Consider the following 18,269-nt stretch of genomic DNA (forward strand, 5'->3'; position numbering starts at 1 on the left):
TAATAAGTAGTCTTTTTTTATCTCGGTTTTGCATAGCGATATCGCAGGGTGTTTTTATGATTAGTATTGAACAAATGGCTATTGTTTTAGATACCTTACCAGACCCTGCATTTATCCTGTCGCGCAGCGGTAAGTATATAGCTGTATTTGGTGGGCGTGATGCTCGTTATTACTATAGCAGTGATGGGTTGGTTGGTTTGCGTATTACCGAGATCGTTGAAAATGAGAAGGCGGATTGGTTTCTTCAGCAAATTGAATTGGCACTAGACTCAGGTCAGCTGTTAATCAAAGAATATGAAATGAAAGGGCTAGATATTAATCGAGAGTCTACAGATGACCCGAAGCATTCTTTTTGGTTCGAAGGTCGTATTCAGAAGCTCGGCTTTTTGGTTGATGGCGAGGATGTCGTATTGTGGGTCGCCAGTAACATATCGGAGCGGCACGAACTTGAAATTAAGCTGAGAACGCTTAGTGATACAGATCAGCTCACAGGGCTTTTTAATCGAAGGAAACTTGAGCGGGATCTAGCACTTCATTACGAGGCGTTCGAGCGGTATGCTGTCCCTGTGTCTATTCTGATGTTTGATCTTGATAACCTTAAAAAAATCAATGATACCTTGGGGCATTTTTCTGGCGATGAAATTATTATGATGATAGGTGATATTTGTCGATCAGAACTCAGAAAAACCGACATTGCTTGTCGCTTTGGTGGTGATGAATTTGTTATTTGTTTGCCAAATATGAATTTGGAAAATGCGGTGACGTTTGCAAATCGACTACGAAAGCATTTTAAGTTGGAGTTGAACCGATTTTCTACTGAGGATATACCTATTAGTATTAGCATAGGTGTCGTGACTATGGAACCTGCGGATCGATCTTATGAGGAGACATTGAGACGTGCTGACGATGCTTTGTATGAGGCAAAGAGAAGTGGCAAAGATCAGGTAAGATTGGGTTAATATCCTTTTAGGCATCGAAGACTAAGTAGTATTCGTGCTCTGTGCAGTTGATGATTAAATATTTTATGAAAAACGGCTTCTGTTGCTGAAGCCGTTTTTCGTTTAAGCATTAGAAATATTAGTTTTGCTTATTTTTAGTGTTAAGCAAAGCGTTTTTCTAGGTAGCTGATGATCTGTGAAGATTCGTACATCCATTCCACTTTTCCATCTTTCTCAATACGCAGGCAAGGCACTTTTACTTTACCGCCGCCTTCAAGTAACTCAGTACGGTGAGCTGAACCTTCTGGTGCGTTACGCTTTTCAATAGGTAGGTTTAGCTTGTACATGGCTCTGCGTGTTTTAGTGCAAAATGGGCAGGCGGCGAATTGATAAAGCGAAAAATCTTTAAGTTCTTGATTAATCTCTTGTTGCTTTTCTGGTGTGCGCTTTTTCTTAGATCCGCGGGTAATAAGATCAACAGCTATGATGATGTAGCCTAGAAGGTTACGGATGAGGTTTATCAATAATTTCATGCGGGACGCTCGCTTGTTCTCAGAACTAAATGAATAAGAGTAATGTCAGTGCGCGCCATTCTAGCGGTAAAGTGTTAATGATTTAAGGGCTAGAGATAAATGTTTTTAATTTGTGCTTTGGTATGTGTCATTATCAAACGCTATTCGCTGAATTTATAATCCTTTGGAGTAATTATGAACAATAAAATTATAGGTATTATTTTAGTTATCGCTGGTGCTGCTTTGGCTGTATGGGGTTACAACATTTACGATGCGGCTAGCTCTCAAGTAACTCGTGCCTTAAGCGGTGAAACGCCAGTAGAAGCTTGGGTCGGCATGGTCGGTGGTATTGTTTGTGTATTAGTTGGTCTAACAAGACTGAAATAAGTGCTGATTTTGTAGAATAGTGTGAGATGAAAATAGAGGTTGAAGATTTCATGGAAAAAAGAAACAAAGTGTATTTGGATAGCTTTCTCCATTCTTTACCTCTAGAAGTTGCCGAAAAATACACTTCGTTTAGTGCAGGTTACTACTGTGCCGATGAGTACAATGCCAACATTTGTGCCGATTTGATTATGCGTGGTGAAAAACAGGCATCTTGCAGTATGAAACATTGGTACAGCTATGAAGGTGAAGCCATGCCAGAGGTTGGTCATTTACAAGTTGTGACCAATTGGGACGGCAAGCCCTTGTGCATCATAGAGATTACCTCTGTGACAGAATGCCAGTATTGTGATGTTAGTGCTGAATTTGCCGCAGCAGAAGGTGAGGGTGATAAAACCTTGGCTTGGTGGCGTGAAGCGCACTGGGCGTTTTTCTCCGCGGAGTGCGAGGAATTAGATATTGAGCCAACGGAAGATATGTTACTGGTGTTAGAGCGCTTTAAGGTTGTTTATCAATAGGGAAATATTAATAAGTTGGCCTTTTCGCGCTTAGCTTTGAGTTAATCCCAGTTTATCTCAGCAAGTGATTCAAAGCTTGGGCGAGCAAAATAGTAACCTTGGAACAGATGGATGCCCATGTCTTGTAAAACTTGGTATTCGGCTTTTGTTTCGACTCCTTCAGCGACGATTATCATATTCAGTTCGTTGAACAGGTTTACCAAATTTCGTACGATGATTTGGCGCTTTTTGTCTTGGTCTATATTCTTGATTAACGCTATATCAATTTTTGTGATGTCTGTTTTAAGGTCGGCAAGTTGGTTTAAACCGTTGAACCCTGAGCCAAAGTCATCTGTAGCGGTTAAAAAACCTTGTTGCTGATAATGCAGAATAATGGATTCTAAATGTTTGCTGTCCGTAATTTGTTCGTTTTCCGTGAATTCGAAAATGATCTTTTCTTTTGGAAATTGATATTCTTCTGCTGCGTTTAGCGTGGTTCGAATACATAGTTCTGGCTTGTAAACCGCATTGGGTAAGAAGTTAATACTAAGAAAGCAGTGTTTATGAACTTCTAGCTCTGCAGCAAGTTTTATAGCTTTCACTCGACAACTTTGATCAAAGCGATAGCGGTTGGTTTCATTGACGTTTTGAAAAACCTGAAATGCACTTTCTTGATTTAAGCCACGAACAAGAGCTTCTTGTGCGAAAACGGTTTTGGTTTGGCTATTAATAATCGGCTGAAACGCCATAGTGAAGTCGAAGCCTAAGTCACATCCAGTTGAACATTCTGCGCAGCCTAGTTTTCGGAAGTCCTTCTGTTTCATGTTGCGACTCTCTTGTTTAATACTTGGGTATGTAGGGAATAGATAGATGCTTCTTATACATATAATCCCCTATCACAATGATTTCTATGGAGTATTAAACAATAGAGCTTTCGTTGGTAATTTACCAGTGATGCGTCATTTCTTTCAAATATTTGCTATCGTGTGGGTTTTATTCCATCTTTCTTCGGTGGATGTTATTGAAGCATTTGATGGCGATGATTTTAATAGGTGATTGTTTATGAAGATTTTAATGTTCCTTGGTACCGTTAGAGACAGTACACCGCCGCGGCCAGCTCGCTTAGGTGAAAGGGTAGCGAAAGCATGCTTAGCGTCTTTTTCATCTCAGCATGGCGATCATGAAATAGAGTTGATAGACGCTTTAAATTATCCGTTAGAACCAATTTTTAAGCCTCATTTTTCCTATTCGAAAAGTCAGGTTCCATCTGAATTGGATGAGCTAGCTAAGAAAATAGCCTCCGCTGATGGTTATATAATGGTAAGTCCAGAATACAACCATTCAATGAGTCCTGCTTTGGCGAACTTACTGAATCATTTTGGTAGTTCTTTGTTTTCATACAAGCCAAGTGCCATAGTAACTTATTCAGCAGGCCAATGGGGTGGCATGCGAGCGGCAATCGGCATGCGAACCTTTTTGTCAGAGCTGGGCTGTTTGCCAGTGTCATCTATGATTCATGTTCCAAAAGCGCAAAATATCTTTTCTGAAGACGGAGGTTTGCTAGAGGGCGAAGATCAATCTGAATGGTTTGGTTACTTTGGGCGTACGTTTAACCAATTGATTTGGTGGGCTCAGGCAGCGGTGAATCACAAAACGCACATTGATCCTCAAGATATGATTCGAGCCTTCACAAGAGATCCTTCCCAAAGAAATGCGCCTTAGTTTGGCTTAAACAAAAACGTTAAGTCGTTTGGATGCAAGCAATTTGCTATTAATCCAGTCCTTAATAATTCCTTAATTAATAAGCGCTATTGTTTGGGTAATAAACATTGAGAGATCTCACCATGGATTTTGCCCAAAAAGCGTTAAAGCGAGTTGCCGTTTCAGGTTTGATCATCAGTATTGTTGCTGGTGCTGCAGGATGGAAAATCGCCAAAGAAAGCGCAGAGCAAGAAACGGTTAATTTGGCTTTAGAGGTCTCTCAAAGTATCGTTTCGCATTTTGATATAGTGAATGCTTCCATTGAGAATCTCGCGATAAGGGCGCAGCAAGCGACTGATAATCTAGTGTTAGATTGGTTTGATATCGCGGAGCTTTATGACAAAGATGGGATCAAGATTTCAGAGTCCATTACTGCAGCGGGTGAATTAATAGAAACAGCTTTACCTCATCATGAAAAGCCAAGTTATCAGCAAGCGTCTTATCAAAGTTTGACTTTAAATGACGGTAATTGGGCGTTAAGAACTTTCGTACCTATAAAAAATAATGGGCATATTTGGGGGTATTTGGAAGGTGTTCGAATGGTGCCGGAATGGCAACGTGCAGATATTCGCAACTTTTCATTGTTGCTTGCATTAATTTCCGCGGGAGCTGCATGGTTATGTGCTCTGGTAATTTATCCGCTAATTTTGATCTTGAACAAAGAAAATCAGCATTATATTGAAAAAATTAAACAATCCAATATAGACATGATGTATGCCATGGGGAAAGCCATTGCTTTACGAGATTCTGATACGGGTGCGCATAATTACCGTGTAGCGTGGATAGCATCAGAATTGGCTGAAGCTTATGGCCTAGATAATGAAGCTATGAAAGCGCTGATATTAGGAAGCTATCTCCATGATATAGGTAAAATTGCTATATCAGACAAGATTTTACTTAAACCTGGAAAACTGTCAGAAGATGAGATGGCAGTAATGAAAACCCATGTTCAAGAGGGGGTGGTAATGGTCGATGGTATTGCTTGGTTAAGTGATGCAAAAACTGTAATAGAGGCGCATCATGAAAAGTGGGACGGTAGTGGTTATCCTCATCGTTTAGTTGGTAAAGCCATTCCGATCAGCGCTCGTATATTTGCTATAGCGGATGTTTTTGACGCTTTGTGCTCTAAACGCCCATATAAAGAACCATTCAGTTACGATAAAGCCTTGTCGATTATTCAGGAGAGCCAAGGATCTCATTTTGATCCGTCTCTTGTTGCGCTGTTTGAAGGATTAGCAAAAGGATTTTATAGCACTATCTCTATTGCCGATGAAGCATCGTGTCGTACTTTAATGTCTAACAAAATCGATAAATTTTTCTACAACACCAAATAAACCAAATATTATTCCAATGCTTAGTAAGGCTAAGACTTTGACATCTATTTGTAATCTCACTGAGATATATATGTCTTTTTCAGTGATTCTCGCTTGAATATTATTTTTAAGGATTTTTTCCAATTGGAGTATTCGATTAGTTGGTAATCGAATCAAAGTCGAATCCTTTCATTTTTTCAGAATGTCTTAATTCTTGAAAGCTAAACTGAAACATAGAAATTCTTCGGCTATTCCTAAAGTGATTCGTCAGACAAATTATTCATGTTGTTAAAATTCAACTGTTTATGTGGATTATTTCGTCAGTTTTATAATATCTTTAGATTATAGCTATCATTATTTTAGTACAAAAGAGCGTAATCTATACTTGAAAGAGTATGCTCTAGCTGATGTTTATTACGCGTATTTAGGAGAGGTGGCTAGCTTGATTAACATTATATTAAGTAATGAAAACAATGATGCCGAATTTACAAGTTTGTCTTAAGTGTGATTCATATCAATAACAGACTCTTCATAAAGTTTTAAAATAAAAAAGCAAGTTGAATTTTTACTATAATTTTATAGGCAAGCAAGATAAGCATAACCATTAAGCAAGGAAAAGCATGAATACTATTTTGTCAGCGTTACCAATTGTATTATTGATTTGGGTGATGACAAAGCGTAATCCCGTGCCTTCGCATATTGCTTTGCCTACTGTTGCGGTTCTAGTTGCCTTTATTCAGCTGGTGTTTTTTCAGGCGGATACAGGTCTGTTAAGTGCTAATGTAATCGCAGGGGCTTTGTCTGTATTGACACCTATTTCTATTGTCGCTGGTGCTATTTTATTAAATCGTGTGATGTTCTTTTCAGGCGCTGAGGCGGTGCTAAGTCAGTGGTTAAAAAGCATCAGCTCTAACAAAGTGGCTCAATTGATGATTATTGGTTGGGCTTTCGCTTTTATGATCGAAGGGGCATCTGGATTTGGTACTCCAGCAGCGATTGCTGCGCCTATATTGGTTGGTTTGGGTTTTCCTGCTATCCCCGTGGCTATTTTTGCCTTAGCGATGAATACTGTACCTGTGTCCTTTGGCGCGGTGGGAACACCAATCTGGTTTGGTTTGTCAGGGCTGTCGCTATCCGAAATGCAGCTTATGGAAATAGCTAAACAAACAGCGTTACTTAATAGTCTTGTCGCTTTAGTTGTCCCTTTTATCGCTCTGTCTTTTGTAGTGAAATGGCGCGATATTCGTCAAAATGTCTTATTTATTTTACTAAGTATCCTTTCCTGTATAGTTCCTTATGTTGTGTTTGCTCAATGGAATTATGAGTTTCCTTCATTAATAGGCGGTGCTGTTGGCTTGGGATTAAGTGTATTGTTGGCAAAACAGAGTGTTGGGTTAAATAAATCTGCAACTACAGAATTGTCCGATAAGGTCATAGAAGTAAAAACTATCATGAAGGTTTTTCTACCTTTTGCCTTGCTTATTGCCATTTTAGTTGTAACGCGCATTCCTCAATTGGGCGTGAAGGCATTACTTAATGATATGACGCCATGGTTCACTTGGCATGTCGGTGACGCTGGTTTTGAGGTGAGTCAGGCCTTGGTGTTTAGCATTAACAATATTTTGGGCATGGACGTAAATTGGCAATATAAAAGTCTCTATGTTCCAGCTGTGATTCCTTTTCTTATAGTCTCATTGATTTGTATCCCTTTGTTTGGTATGTCACGCGTGCTTGTTGTGACATCTTTACGAGATACTGGTCGGCGTTTATTTTTGCCTATGTTGTCCCTAATTGGCGCATTGGTGATGGTTAATTTGATGATGCAAGGCGGAAGCCAAGCTCCAATGTTGTTATTAGCTCAAGCATTTTTAGGATTACTGGGCGATAGTTGGGGTTATGCGGCGGCGCTACTTGGGGCGCTCGGATCTTTTTTTTCAGGGTCGGCAACCGTGTCAAACTTAACTTTTGGTGGTATTCAATTAGGTATTGCAGAGAAGGTCGGTTTGCCTGTTAGCCTTGTACTTGCTTTGCAATCTGCTGGTGCAGCCATGGGTAATATGGTGTGCATTAATAACATTATTGCAGTATCAACAATCTTAGGTGTGAGTAATAAAGAAGGGTTTATCATTAAGCGAACTATTATTCCGCTGTTTGCCTACGCGCTGGTGGCGGCATTGTTTTCTATCGTCAGTTTGGCTTTATAAAAAATAGCCAGATGAGATTGATGTCATCTGGCTATTTTTTATGTTGTTACAAAGAAATTATTAAGGTTCAGCTTTGATAAGTATCGGTTACTAAATATCGACTACGCTTTTGCTGAGTCTGATGTTGGTTGGGCTGAATAAATATCTTGGTCCAGTTCATTTTCGCTTTTCGCAACGAGAGTTGAGACCATCAAGTCGCCACAAACGTTTACTGTTGTGCGAGCCATGTCTAGGATTCTGTCTATACCTGCAATGATGGCTAGGCCTTCGATTGGTAAACCAACAGTTGTTAGAACCAAAGACAGCATGATCATACCAGCACCTGGAACACCCGCTGTACCAATGGATGCTAGTGTAGACGTAGCGATAATGACAATGTAGTCAGAAAATTCTAGGTCAACACCAAATGCCTGTGCGATAAACAAAGCGCAAACGCCCTGATAAAGCGCTGTACCATCCATGTTTATTGTTGCGCCCAAAGGTAAAACAAAACTAGAGATACCTTTTGATACACCTAGTTCTTCTCGAGCCGCTTTAATGCTTGCTGGTAATGTACCTGAACTACTTGTGGTGGTGAACGCAACCGCGGCTGGTGTAGCAATACCTTTTAGATAAGGGATTGGGCTAAGGCGTCCTAATAGACTTATCAAGCCACTGTAAAAAATCACGACGTGTATAATGCTACCAAGATAAACCACCGCAACAACTTTAATCAGCGGTAGTAGAATCTCTAGGCCATATTTTCCCGCCACCCAAGCCATTAAACCGAATACGCCGTAAGGTGCCAGTTTCATTACTAGACCTGTTAGCGTGTACATGGCTTCCGCAAGGCTTTCAAATACTGCGATGGCAGGTTTGCCTTTCTCACCAGACAGAGTTAACGCAATTCCTAAGCCAAGTGCAAAGACTATGATTTGTAGAATGTTGCCAGCAGCAAGCGCATCAACAGGGTTGGTTGGGATCATGTTTAGCAGCGTTTGCACTAATGTTGGAGCTTCTTTGGTCGCTTGAGAGACCGTGGAAGCGTCCATATTCAAACCGGCGCCAGGGCTAAAGATAGTTCCTAAACCTAGGCCGATAGTAATAGCAACAGCGGTTGTTCCTAGATACAACACTATTGATTTCAATCCCACTCGACCCATTTTTCGAGTGTCTTGCATAGAAGTAACGCCAACTACCAAGGAGCAAAACACCAAGGGAACAATGAGCATTTTAATGGCTTTAATAAATAAGGTGCCAAGCGGTTTCAGTATTTCTGCGTCTGGCCCCATGATAGAACCGGTTATTATACCAAGAACCATACCAATTAAGATTTTTTGCCAAAGTGGCATTTTGCCCCAAAAGGTTGTTTTTTTTGTTGTTTGAGTATCTGTCATCTTAATGCCTTTTTATTTGTTATTTGTCAGGGGGATTAACGCTTAATACGTCGAGCTTGAGGACGAATCATATTGGCCGGTTTAAGCACCTCGTTGATATCGTCTTCGCTCATTAGTTGCTCGTCACGAATTAAGTCTAAAACTCCACGTCCTGTGGCAAGTGCTGTCTTAGCGATACGGCTAGCATTGTCGTAGCCGATATAAGGAACAACGGCAGTAATAACACCGATGCTTTGGTCAACCAGCTGTTGGCAGTGCTCTTTGTTTGCTGTGATACCGATGACACAGCGCGTTGTTAACATGTCCATGGCTTGTTTCAACATGCGCATAGATTCCAGTACGTTATAGGCAATAAGTGGCTCCATTGCATTGAGCTGAAGTTGACCTGCTTCTGCGGCCATAGTGATGGCCATATCATTACCGATAACTTGATAAGCTACTTGGCTAACAGCTTCTGGAATAACAGGATTGATTTTGCCCGGCATGATAGAACTGCCAGGTTGTTGTGGTGGAAGGTTTATTTCGTTAAGCCCACAGCGAGGCCCCATGCTTAAAAGGCGTAAATCGTTTGATATTTTCGATAGCTTGATTGCAAGGCGCTTAAGCATGGAAGAGAACAAAACGAACGCGCCCATGTCAGAGCTGGCTTCAACTAAATCGAATGCAGGAATTAGTTGGAAACCGCTGATATTAGATAAGTTTTTTACTGCTATAGCAGCATATTCTGGATCTGTATTGATCCCTGTGCCTATCGCAGTGCCACCAAGGTTCACCTCTTTGAGTAGCTCTGACAGGCCGGCAATACGATCGATGTCTTCTGTCAGCGTCGAAGCAAAAGACTGAAACTCTTGACCTAAAGTCATAGGAACTGCGTCTTGTAATTGGGTTCGTCCCATCTTGATAATGTCGGCAAACTCCACAGACTTAGCTTTAAATGCATCGCGTAATGAGGCGAGGGCCGTTACTAAATCACCGTGTTTGAGCAAAATAGCCAAGCGAACGGCAGTCGGGTAAGCGTCATTGGTAGATTGTGACATGTTGACATGATTGTTCGGGTGAAGGTGTTGGTATTCGCCTTTTTCATAACCGAGTTTTTCAAGTGCAATATTAGCAATGACTTCGTTAGCATTCATGTTGGTTGATGTGCCAGCGCCGCCTTGGATCATATCGACAATAAATTGGTCGTGAAAATGTCCTTGTCTGATTTCTGCAACGGCGTCAATAATAGCGTGATAGCGATCGTCGTCTAAAAGACCTAAGCTTCGGTTTGCGCCAGCACAAGCCGATTTCACCATGCTGATGGCAACAACAAGCTCAGGGAAATGGTGAAGCGGTATGCCGCTGAGATCAAAGTTCAAACAGGCGCGTTGTGTTTGAATGCCATAGTATGCGTTAGCTGGAACATTACTTTCGCCAAGTAGATCGTGTTCGGAGCGAACGGCTTCGGTGGAGATTTGTATCATGATGCTCTCGTTTATTGTTGTTTTACATGGGGTTTTGTAATAGATAAGAGCAACCATTGTGCCAATTGGATGTGTTTCATTTAACTCATTGATTTAATTTATAAATTTATTAAACTCGTTGGGTTTCTTTAAATCTGAAGGGGTATGCCAAGGGAATAGTTAAATTGTCAAAATATGGATTAAAAATGTTTTATATCAATATCTTAAGCGAATAATAACTGTGGTTATAACTATAACCACAGTTATATGGGTTGCTTTTGGGAGGCTTAGCTGATTTTTTTATTTAAGCGTTTACTTAGCGCAGGTTGAGACACGCCTATGAGGCGAGATGCGAGGGATTGATTGCCCTGTGCTCGTTTCATCGCTTCTTCTACTAGTAGATCAGTAATTTCTTGCATGGATGGTAATGGTTGTTCGGCTGGAAAGAACACTCGTGCGTTACTGTTTTCTAGATTTGCTTGTAATAGTGAAGGGTTTTCTTTCGTCAACACGTGACGAAATGTCTCCATCGAGAGAACTTTAGATTGATGACGGCTTACGGCATCATAAACGAGTGCTTTTAACTCTCTTATATTGCCCGGCCACTGGTAATTGGCTAATAAAACGGGGAGCTCTTTGGGAATAGTTGGTTTGTTTTTGCCCATTTCTTCTGCTGCTTGTGTTAGGAAAAAGTCTAGCAATAAGGGTAAATCATTGACCCGACGACGTAAGGGTGGGATCTCAACATGGTGAATTTTCAAGCGATAGTATAGGTCTTTTCGAAAAGCGCCAGATGCTTGTTTATCCGTGAGGTTTTGATGGGTTGCAGCGACTACTCTGGCGCGCAGAAGTTTAGGTCGGTCACTGCCTAATGGGTAATATTCACCCTCTTGTAATAGGCGCAATAATTTGACCTGTGATGTAGGGCTTAAATCGCCAATTTCATCCAAAAACAAAGTGCCTCCCGTGGCTTGTTCAATCATGCCAGGGCGAGCGCTATCCGCTCCGGTGAAAGCGCCACGGCGGTGACCAAATAATGTGTCCGAAAAAACGTTGTCGTCTAATCCAGCGACATTGACACTCACCAAAGGCCCGGTGTTGTTACTTAAGTCATGAATGGCTTGAGCGATTTGCTCTTTGCCTACACCACTTTCGCCGGTAATCAGAACTGGCTGTTGGCTAGACGCAATTGATTCAAGGTACTGAAAGACAGCATGCATGCCTTTGTCTTGAGTAATGATACTGGCGAATACATTAGGTTGTTCTAGAGTATTGGTTAGTACATGGCGACGTAGGGCTTGATTTTCGACATGCATTTCTTGCATACGTACAGCACGTTTTATGCCTTCGATTAAGCGGCGTTCTTCGGTTGTTTTGACATAATAATCAAAGGCGCCAAGTCGAATACAGTCTAAAGCGATCTCTAGCTGGTTTAAGCCGCTAATGACAATAACATTAATGTCTGGATACTCTGTTACTATTTTCTGTAGTAGCTTATCACCTGAAATATGAGGCATGGTCATGTCTAGTAGGACGATGCCAATTGGGTGCTCCGCAATCATAGACATGGCGTTACGACTGTCTTGGCAATGGTATAAGTGGCTGAATCCCGCTTTACGTTCTAATGCAATGCTCATGCTGCGTAAGAAGGCTTCTTCGTCATCCACCAGTAAAATACCGAATTGTGGGTAAAGGTTTTTTTGCATACAAGAACTCCTAACAGAGACTTTTACAGGATGTCACGAATGAAGCTAAGCAACTGAAAAGGTCAAAATAGCTTTAGTGCCATGCTTGGGGATAGACTCATAAACCAGACTGCCACCGTGTTCTTGGACGATTTTACTGGATATAGAGAGACCAAGGCCAGTACCACCATCTTCTCGTCGAGTGGTAAAAAAAGGATCGCATAATCGATTTATATTATGCGGCTCTATACCTTTACCTTGATCCCAAACTTCTAAACACAGGTGGTTTTCGTCTTTGAGAAAAGTTCGAATATTAATGGCTTGATTAGATGATTCCAAAGCCTGACACGCATTTACTATAAGGTTAATAATAACTTGCTCAATTTTCTGAGCACTGCCATAAAAACTCGGCAGCGGACGGGTATATTCTACATTGAATTGATCACAGCTTTGACGAATGGTTTTGTCTACTAGACGAATTGCTACTTCTAGGGTTTCATTAATATCTATCTGTTCTTTCCAATTATCTGGTGTTTCACGGGCAAAGTCTTTGAGATCGTTAACGATACGACGAATTTTTTGTGTACCTATTAACATATCTTGCAGCATAGAAGGGATCTCATCGCGCATCCTGCTGTATTCGAGCCCAGCAATATAAAAATCGCCATGTTCTTGATAATGGGCTTCGAGGATATCTTCGGCATCATCATAAAATTCTTGTATTACTGGCAGATTTAATAAGAGTAGGCTGCTGGGATTGTTTATTTCATGGGCAACCCCTGATACTAAAATGCCTAATGACGCCATTTTATCCGCTTGCATTAGCTGTTTTTGCTGTTGCTTTAACTCGTTGGTACGACGACTTACTTCACGGGTTAGCATGCGGTTCCAGATGACAATACCGCCTAAAATCACCAACAATATTCCAGAAATACTGCCGGTAATTAGTCCGATCTTTTTCCATGGGAAGCCGTCTTGCTCTAATGGGCCTAGCCATTTATCGTAAATTTCCTGCTGGCGGCCAGTATTTTTAAGAATGGCAAGACCTTCGCTAAATTGAGCGAGAAGGTCGGTATTGCCTTTCATTACGGCATAACCATATTGCTTGGCACCAAAAGGGCGGCCAACAGGAATGATGTTAGATAGCGCCAGTTCCTTACCAAGATATAGCCCGGGTAAGTTAGCGACCAGTGCATAATCGTATTTGCCTGACGAAAGTAAACGTAGTGCTGCAGAGTGGGTGTCGACCAGAATCAACTTGGCTTTGATATCGCTATGAAGAAAAAAGTCATGCATGACACCGCCGCGTTGGACAATCAGTTCTTTGCCTGTAAGTTCGTTCAGATCATTTACTTTAGCGGTCCCCTTACGAGCAAAAATAGATTGGTGGACTAACGCATGTGGCGGCGAAAAATTGTAATTGTCGGTTCGCCCTGTTGAATAGGCCATGCCTTGTAAAACATCTAGTTTGCCTTGTTCTAAACGGCTACGAATATCATCCCAGCTGCCCAGTTGTATATCGACCTCAATCCCCATGACTTCGGCAATGGCGCGAGTTAATTCAGTGTTGTACCCATCCGGTTTACCATTTTCATTAATAAACTCATAAGGTGGGTAATTTAGATCGCCACCCACGTGAATCGGAGCGTCTGCTAGACTGATACTCGCAGTGCATAAGCCGAAAAAAAGTAGGAAAGATTGGTAAATAGATGGCATTGCGTTGATTTTAATAGACATGTCGGTAAATTGTATTTTTTAGAATATGTAAATCATAACATGCTTCGATGATAAGATAGCTGGAGTTTATTTTATTGCTATTTTGTGCGCCGGATTTGTCTTACGCTAGTCATTAATCAAAAGCATGCTAACCGTTTAATGAGGATGTTATGCAATCAGTCAAAGTGGTTTTTCATATTGATGAAGTTGAAAAGTGGTCGTTGCTGCTCGCGAATGTACGAAATCTTGTAAAGGTCGTGGATGTTGCCGCTTCCAAAATTGTTGTGTTGGTTAACTCAAAAGCTGTGACCATATTTGATGGGAAGATTGTTGATGAGCTTTCTTTTGATAGAAAAGCACAACCAAATCATACTGATGCTATCCAAGAGTTAGCCGAGCTGGGTATTGAATTTACAGTGTGCCAAAACTCGATTAATGGATTGAGTCTTTCTGTTGAATCTTTGCCAGAGTCTGTAAAAGTTGTTCCGGTTGGCGTGTTGGAACTGATCGAAAAGCAAGCTGATAGTTTTGCTTATATAAAACCTTAGTTACTGTAATATATAAAACCTCAGCGACTATCGTATATAAGATGGTAAGTGGTACAGAACGAAAAAGGGTCACTTTGAAGTGACCCTTTTTTATATCAATTTTTTACTTAAAAGCTTAATGACTATTTTTTGTCGGCAGCTTTTTCAGCTTGTTGCTTGTCGTAACGTTTTTCCCAGAACTCCGCGCCTTTGATACCAAGTGCTTTAGGGTTAAAGGTGTATTCAGTTACGCCAGATGCTTTTTGGTCTTCGTAATCACGCAATGCTTTCATGGTTGGTTTTGCCATGAAGAAGATAGTGATGATACCAACGATGTTTAACCAAGCCATTAAGCCTACACCAACGTCACCTAGGTTCCAGATGTAACCTGCAGTATTAACTGTACCGTAAGCTACCATGAACATGATAAGCAGTTTTACGAAGGTTAGTGACACGTTGATGTTCAACGCACGACGTAGGTAAGCTACGTTAGTTTCAGCGATGTAGTAATACGCCAAAATAGTCGTGAATGCGAAGAAGAACAATGCGATGCCCACAAAGACTGGACCTGAACTACCAAATACGCTTGCCAGTGCCATTTGAGTGAAGGCAGGAGACGCAATGATAGTAGAAGGATCAACGTTTTGTACGATGAATTGACCGTCAGGCAAAGAGCCTTGGACGTTGTATTGTTGTGTGATCAAAATCATCAGAGCCGTAGCTGTACAGATGAATAGTGTATCAACGTAAACAGAGAAAGCTTGAACAAGACCTTGTTGTGCAGGGTGTTGAACTTCTGCCGCAGCGGCAGCATGAGGTCCAGTACCTTGACCGGCTTCGTTAGAGTAAACTCCACGTTTTACACCCCAACCAATTGCCGCACCAAAACCTGCTTGTGCAGTAAATGCATCAGAGAAGATTAAGCCGAAAATACCTGGTACTTTATCTAGGTTTAGGAAAACAACGATCAACGCCATCACAATGTAACCAAGCGCCATGAATGGCACGATTATCTGAGTGAAGTTCGCGATACGTTTGATGCCACCAAAGATGATGAATGCCAAGACAACCAAGATAACAGCTAAGGCAACTAATTTAGTTGAACCTACGTCACCGAATGAGCTTGATACAACAACACCTTCGCCGAAGATTTGTACGACAGCGTTGCCAACAGAGTTTGCTTGAATGCCAGGCAAGAAAACACCACAAGCAAGAATAGATGACAAGGCAAATAATATGCCTAACCAACGCCAGCCAAGGCAGCGCTCGAAGTAATAAGCTGGACCACCACGGTATTGACCACCTTCGCTGACTTTATAAAGCTGACCTAAAGTGGATTCCGCATAAGCCGTGCTTGCGCCTAAGAAAGCAACGACCCACATCCAGAAAATCGCACCTGGACCACCAAAACCAATGGCCGCAGCAACACCTGCAATGTTACCTGTACCAACACGACCAGATAGCGATACCGCGAGTGCTTGGAAAGAAGAAATGCCTTTGTCTGAATCGTTAGAATTGAACAAAAGCGAGCACATTTCTTTGAAATGACGAACTTGAGCAAAACGTGTAAGTATTGAATAAAACAAGCCCGCGCCTAAACATAGATAAATTAGGGCAGGGCTCCAAATGACTCCGTTTAAGAAATCAATGAATGCTTGCATAGATAGTCCTCGATAAGATTAGCTCTGAGAGCTTTTTTAGTTGTTGTATGGATACTAGAGTGCGGCGGTTGTGGGAATTGCCGCTGCCATTATGCGGAATGTTACCGTTGGAAATGTAAATTGCGCATGAAAAGTGCACTTAAGTGGGGCGAATTTAACATGAAAAAGAAATGAGATCTATTTGTAAAAGATAGAAGGGGGATATTTCACAAAAAAAATCCCGATGCAAAGATAGTTGCATCGGGATAGGTTCTAGGCGCTGGAGTACCTAGATAAAGGTTTTGATTGCGCTTAATAGATAGGGGTCAAAGAGACCTTCAGGGAAGTCTACATTCATCACTCTACCAATAGTGACTAAAAATATGACCAAGCAAATAGCAATAGTCGTTGATTTTAGATAAGACGCTTTTGCTAAGAACTTCAAGAACAAGAGTGAAAATACAAAGGTTGTTGTAATGAAGCCAAACAAGTAATACCCATAAGCAATGAAAAAGAAGCCTGCTATATATATCAAATTCATGGTGAGATCAGACGGAATTCTTGTGTGTTTTACTCTAATGTATTTGCTCACAATCATTACTACTGAAAACAAGATAATTGCTATGGCAATGATGGGAAATGCTTTTGTTAGCATTGATGAGTCCCAAACATTCACGAGAGCATAAATAGCACATACGCTCATAATTGCGATTATCCCCCAATCTGCCAAAGAAAAAGTTTTTACAATATTGTCTTTTTTAGTTTCTTGTGGCGTTGGTTCTGCTTTCACATCATTCTTCTGCTGCCTTTTTTTCAAAATAGGAGGTAGTACGAAACCAACAATAATGAGTGCGGCAATAGCAATTACTCCAGGACGTAAAAACCAAGAGTAACCGTAAAATTGGATGCTTTGGAAGAAGTAGTTCTCTGCTCCTGAAGATAATACAAAGCCAATTAAAAATGCCGGTCTAGGCCAATTCGCACCTTTCATCATGACGCCGAGAGCTGCCACGACACCTAATAAAATAAAGTCACCTAAGCTTCGAGTTGCTTGATAGGCAGCAAACAAGATAAGGGTCAAAATAATAGGCGTAAGTACCGAAAATTTAATGTAAGTGAGTAGCGATATTGGACGTGTAAAACAAATACAGAATAGTGCGCCCAGAATATTGGCAAGAGCAAGAGACCAAATAATCGTGTATGTCAGGTCAAGGTGAGTCGTTATCATTGATACGCCCGGTTGGATACCAAGCAATAACATACCGCCTAGAAAAACCGCCGCCGCGCCAGAACCAGGTACACCGAATAAAATGGTCGGAATCATGCTTCCTGATGCGCAGGCGTTATTGGCAGATTCAGGAGCGATGACACCACGAATATCACCTTTTCCAAATTGAGACGAGTCTTTACTAGAGTTGATGGCAAAGCTGTATGTCATCCAATCTACAACTGATCCACCTAGGCCTGGAATCGCGCCAATTAAACTCCCAAATATAGAGGATTTACCAACCAGTGGAAGGTTAGCAAAAACATCTTTGAAGCCCTGTTTTAAGCCGTGACCAAGTTTATTTGGTGAAGAGGCAATTGCGCTATTTTTCACTAATAAGCTGATGATCTCAGGTAAAGCAAAAATCCCCAAACCAACCACAACTAATGGAATCCCGTCATACAGATAGTCGATATCTAGAGTGAAGCGGAACTCTCCTGTTGCTGGAGCTCCGCCAATAGCGCCTACCAAAAGACCAAATCCACAAGCTGCCAAGCCTTTGTAGACATTACCGCCCGAAAGAGCGGCGACAACGCTTAGCCCTAACAGCGTAAGCATAAATAGCTCAGCCGAGGAGAAAGCCAAAACTACAGGTCGTGCGACGAGTATAAATACGCTTAATACAATTGCACCAACAACACCACCTATCATGGATGATAAGAAAGCGGCGGACAATGCGCGAGCCGCTTGCCCTTTTTTCGCTAAAGGAAAGCCATCCATAACCGTAGCTTGTGATGAACTTGAGCCGGGAATGCCCATCAAAACTGAGGTAAATGTATCCCCCGTTGGTATTACCGCAACGAGTCCCATCAGCATACCAAGACCAACGGAAGGTTCCATCCCATATAAAAAAGGTAAAAGTAAAGACATACCGGCGATGCCACCAAGTCCGGGAATAATGCCGACTACTAATCCAACTAAAACACCAGCAATTAGGTAGGTTAGATGGGTAACTGACATTATTTGATCCAGGGCGCTGAGGAACTCAATCATTAATAATCACTCCT

15 protein-coding genes are annotated in these 18,269 nt (G+C 41.4%); 7 read left to right on the top strand and 8 right to left on the bottom strand.

The annotated features are described in order from the left end of the window. Nucleotides 1-56 precede the first annotated feature (56 nt). A complete protein-coding gene (locus tag TY87_RS15460) occupies nucleotides 57-959 on the top strand; it encodes a GGDEF domain-containing protein (RefSeq protein ID WP_100187757.1) in 903 nt (300 codons plus the stop codon). Between the two features lie 140 nt (nucleotides 960-1,099). Here the strand turns inward: TY87_RS15460 and TY87_RS15465 are convergent, their stop codons facing one another. Next, nucleotides 1,100-1,471, bottom strand: coding sequence for a glutathione S-transferase N-terminal domain-containing protein (locus TY87_RS15465; RefSeq protein ID WP_072840888.1), 372 nt, complete (start codon nucleotides 1,469-1,471; stop codon nucleotides 1,100-1,102). Between the two features lie 174 nt (nucleotides 1,472-1,645). Between TY87_RS15465 and TY87_RS15470 the strand changes: the two genes are divergently transcribed. Together TY87_RS15470 and TY87_RS15475 are read left to right on the top strand one after the other, a co-directional pair. Next, nucleotides 1,646-1,837, top strand: coding sequence for a DUF3185 family protein (locus tag TY87_RS15470; RefSeq protein WP_012069603.1), 192 nt, complete (start codon nucleotides 1,646-1,648; stop codon nucleotides 1,835-1,837). A gap of 50 nt (nucleotides 1,838-1,887) precedes the next feature. Further along, on the top strand, nucleotides 1,888-2,352 hold the full coding sequence (locus TY87_RS15475) for an ASCH domain-containing protein (RefSeq protein WP_100187820.1): 465 nt from the start codon (nucleotides 1,888-1,890) through the stop codon (nucleotides 2,350-2,352). A gap of 41 nt (nucleotides 2,353-2,393) precedes the next feature. Here TY87_RS15475 and TY87_RS15480 read toward each other — a convergent pair whose 3' ends face one another. Continuing rightward, the gene (locus TY87_RS15480; RefSeq protein WP_100187758.1) at nucleotides 2,394-3,155 is read right to left on the bottom strand and encodes an EAL domain-containing protein; all 762 of its coding nucleotides are present in this window, start codon (nucleotides 3,153-3,155) and stop codon (nucleotides 2,394-2,396) included. 238 nt (nucleotides 3,156-3,393) lie between these two features. Here TY87_RS15480 and TY87_RS15490 point away from each other — a divergent pair, with 238 nt between their 5' ends. From TY87_RS15490 to TY87_RS15500, 3 genes are all read left to right on the top strand, one after another. After that, on the top strand, nucleotides 3,394-4,053 hold the full coding sequence (locus TY87_RS15490; RefSeq protein ID WP_100187760.1) for an NADPH-dependent FMN reductase: 660 nt from the start codon (nucleotides 3,394-3,396) through the stop codon (nucleotides 4,051-4,053). Between the two features lie 122 nt (nucleotides 4,054-4,175). Beyond that, on the top strand, nucleotides 4,176-5,426 hold the full coding sequence (locus tag TY87_RS15495) for an HD domain-containing phosphohydrolase (RefSeq protein ID WP_100187761.1): 1,251 nt from the start codon (nucleotides 4,176-4,178) through the stop codon (nucleotides 5,424-5,426). Nucleotides 5,427-6,025: 599 nt separating this feature from the next. Continuing rightward, nucleotides 6,026-7,609 carry an L-lactate permease gene (locus TY87_RS15500; RefSeq protein ID WP_100187762.1) on the top strand — a complete coding sequence of 528 codons (1,584 nt, stop codon included), beginning with the start codon at nucleotides 6,026-6,028 and terminating at the stop codon, nucleotides 7,607-7,609. Between the two features lie 101 nt (nucleotides 7,610-7,710). On the opposite strand, the gene TY87_RS15505 is transcribed toward TY87_RS15500, so the two are convergent. The 4 genes from TY87_RS15505 to TY87_RS15520 form a co-directional block, all read right to left on the bottom strand. Further along, nucleotides 7,711-8,985 carry a dicarboxylate/amino acid:cation symporter gene (locus TY87_RS15505; RefSeq protein WP_100187763.1) on the bottom strand — a complete coding sequence of 425 codons (1,275 nt, stop codon included), beginning with the start codon at nucleotides 8,983-8,985 and terminating at the stop codon, nucleotides 7,711-7,713. 35 nt (nucleotides 8,986-9,020) lie between these two features. After that, nucleotides 9,021-10,448: an aspartate ammonia-lyase gene (locus tag TY87_RS15510; protein ID WP_072840895.1), complete on the bottom strand. Its 1,428-nt coding sequence runs from the start codon at nucleotides 10,446-10,448 to the stop codon at nucleotides 9,021-9,023. A 266-nt stretch (nucleotides 10,449-10,714) separates the two neighbouring features. Continuing rightward, nucleotides 10,715-12,133 carry a sigma-54-dependent transcriptional regulator gene (locus TY87_RS15515; RefSeq protein ID WP_100187764.1) on the bottom strand — a complete coding sequence of 473 codons (1,419 nt, stop codon included), beginning with the start codon at nucleotides 12,131-12,133 and terminating at the stop codon, nucleotides 10,715-10,717. Between the two features lie 45 nt (nucleotides 12,134-12,178). Beyond that, the gene (locus tag TY87_RS15520; protein WP_100187765.1) at nucleotides 12,179-13,849 is read right to left on the bottom strand and encodes a transporter substrate-binding domain-containing protein; all 1,671 of its coding nucleotides are present in this window, start codon (nucleotides 13,847-13,849) and stop codon (nucleotides 12,179-12,181) included. A 149-nt stretch (nucleotides 13,850-13,998) separates the two neighbouring features. Between TY87_RS15520 and TY87_RS15525 the strand changes: the two genes are divergently transcribed. Then, nucleotides 13,999-14,376, top strand: a complete 378-nt coding sequence (locus tag TY87_RS15525; RefSeq protein ID WP_100187766.1) for a DsrE family protein — start codon at nucleotides 13,999-14,001, stop codon at nucleotides 14,374-14,376. 122 nt (nucleotides 14,377-14,498) lie between these two features. Here TY87_RS15525 and TY87_RS15530 read toward each other — a convergent pair whose 3' ends face one another. Then, a complete protein-coding gene (locus TY87_RS15530) occupies nucleotides 14,499-16,016 on the bottom strand; it encodes an alanine/glycine:cation symporter family protein (protein WP_072840898.1) in 1,518 nt (505 codons plus the stop codon). 268 nt (nucleotides 16,017-16,284) lie between these two features. Then, nucleotides 16,285-18,255: a tripartite tricarboxylate transporter permease gene (locus tag TY87_RS15535; RefSeq protein ID WP_100187767.1), complete on the bottom strand. Its 1,971-nt coding sequence runs from the start codon at nucleotides 18,253-18,255 to the stop codon at nucleotides 16,285-16,287. Nucleotides 18,256-18,269: the final 14 nt, after the last annotated feature.

Origin of the sequence: Marinomonas sp. BSi20584, from assembly GCF_002792415.1 — a bacterium.
In the GTDB taxonomy this organism is placed as follows: domain Bacteria; phylum Pseudomonadota; class Gammaproteobacteria; order Pseudomonadales; family Marinomonadaceae; genus Marinomonas; species Marinomonas polaris.

Bases quoted from the DNA above. Each gene is read 5' to 3' on its own strand.
- TY87_RS15460 (WP_100187757.1), top strand. From the start codon at position 57: ATGATTAGTATTGAACAAATGGCTATTGTTTTAGATACCTTACCAGAC.
- TY87_RS15465 (WP_072840888.1), bottom strand. From the start codon at position 1,471: ATGAAATTATTGATAAACCTCATCCGTAACCTTCTAGGCTACATCATC.
- TY87_RS15470 (WP_012069603.1), top strand. From the start codon at position 1,646: ATGAACAATAAAATTATAGGTATTATTTTAGTTATCGCTGGTGCTGCT.
- TY87_RS15475 (WP_100187820.1), top strand. From the start codon at position 1,888: ATGGAAAAAAGAAACAAAGTGTATTTGGATAGCTTTCTCCATTCTTTA.
- TY87_RS15480 (WP_100187758.1), bottom strand. From the start codon at position 3,155: ATGAAACAGAAGGACTTCCGAAAACTAGGCTGCGCAGAATGTTCAACT.
- TY87_RS15490 (WP_100187760.1), top strand. From the start codon at position 3,394: ATGAAGATTTTAATGTTCCTTGGTACCGTTAGAGACAGTACACCGCCG.
- TY87_RS15495 (WP_100187761.1), top strand. From the start codon at position 4,176: ATGGATTTTGCCCAAAAAGCGTTAAAGCGAGTTGCCGTTTCAGGTTTG.
- TY87_RS15500 (WP_100187762.1), top strand. From the start codon at position 6,026: ATGAATACTATTTTGTCAGCGTTACCAATTGTATTATTGATTTGGGTG.
- TY87_RS15505 (WP_100187763.1), bottom strand. From the start codon at position 8,985: ATGACAGATACTCAAACAACAAAAAAAACAACCTTTTGGGGCAAAATG.
- TY87_RS15510 (WP_072840895.1), bottom strand. From the start codon at position 10,448: ATGATACAAATCTCCACCGAAGCCGTTCGCTCCGAACACGATCTACTT.
- TY87_RS15515 (WP_100187764.1), bottom strand. From the start codon at position 12,133: ATGCAAAAAAACCTTTACCCACAATTCGGTATTTTACTGGTGGATGAC.
- TY87_RS15520 (WP_100187765.1), bottom strand. From the start codon at position 13,849: ATGTCTATTAAAATCAACGCAATGCCATCTATTTACCAATCTTTCCTA.
- TY87_RS15525 (WP_100187766.1), top strand. From the start codon at position 13,999: ATGCAATCAGTCAAAGTGGTTTTTCATATTGATGAAGTTGAAAAGTGG.
- TY87_RS15530 (WP_072840898.1), bottom strand. From the start codon at position 16,016: ATGCAAGCATTCATTGATTTCTTAAACGGAGTCATTTGGAGCCCTGCC.
- TY87_RS15535 (WP_100187767.1), bottom strand. From the start codon at position 18,255: ATGATTGAGTTCCTCAGCGCCCTGGATCAAATAATGTCAGTTACCCAT.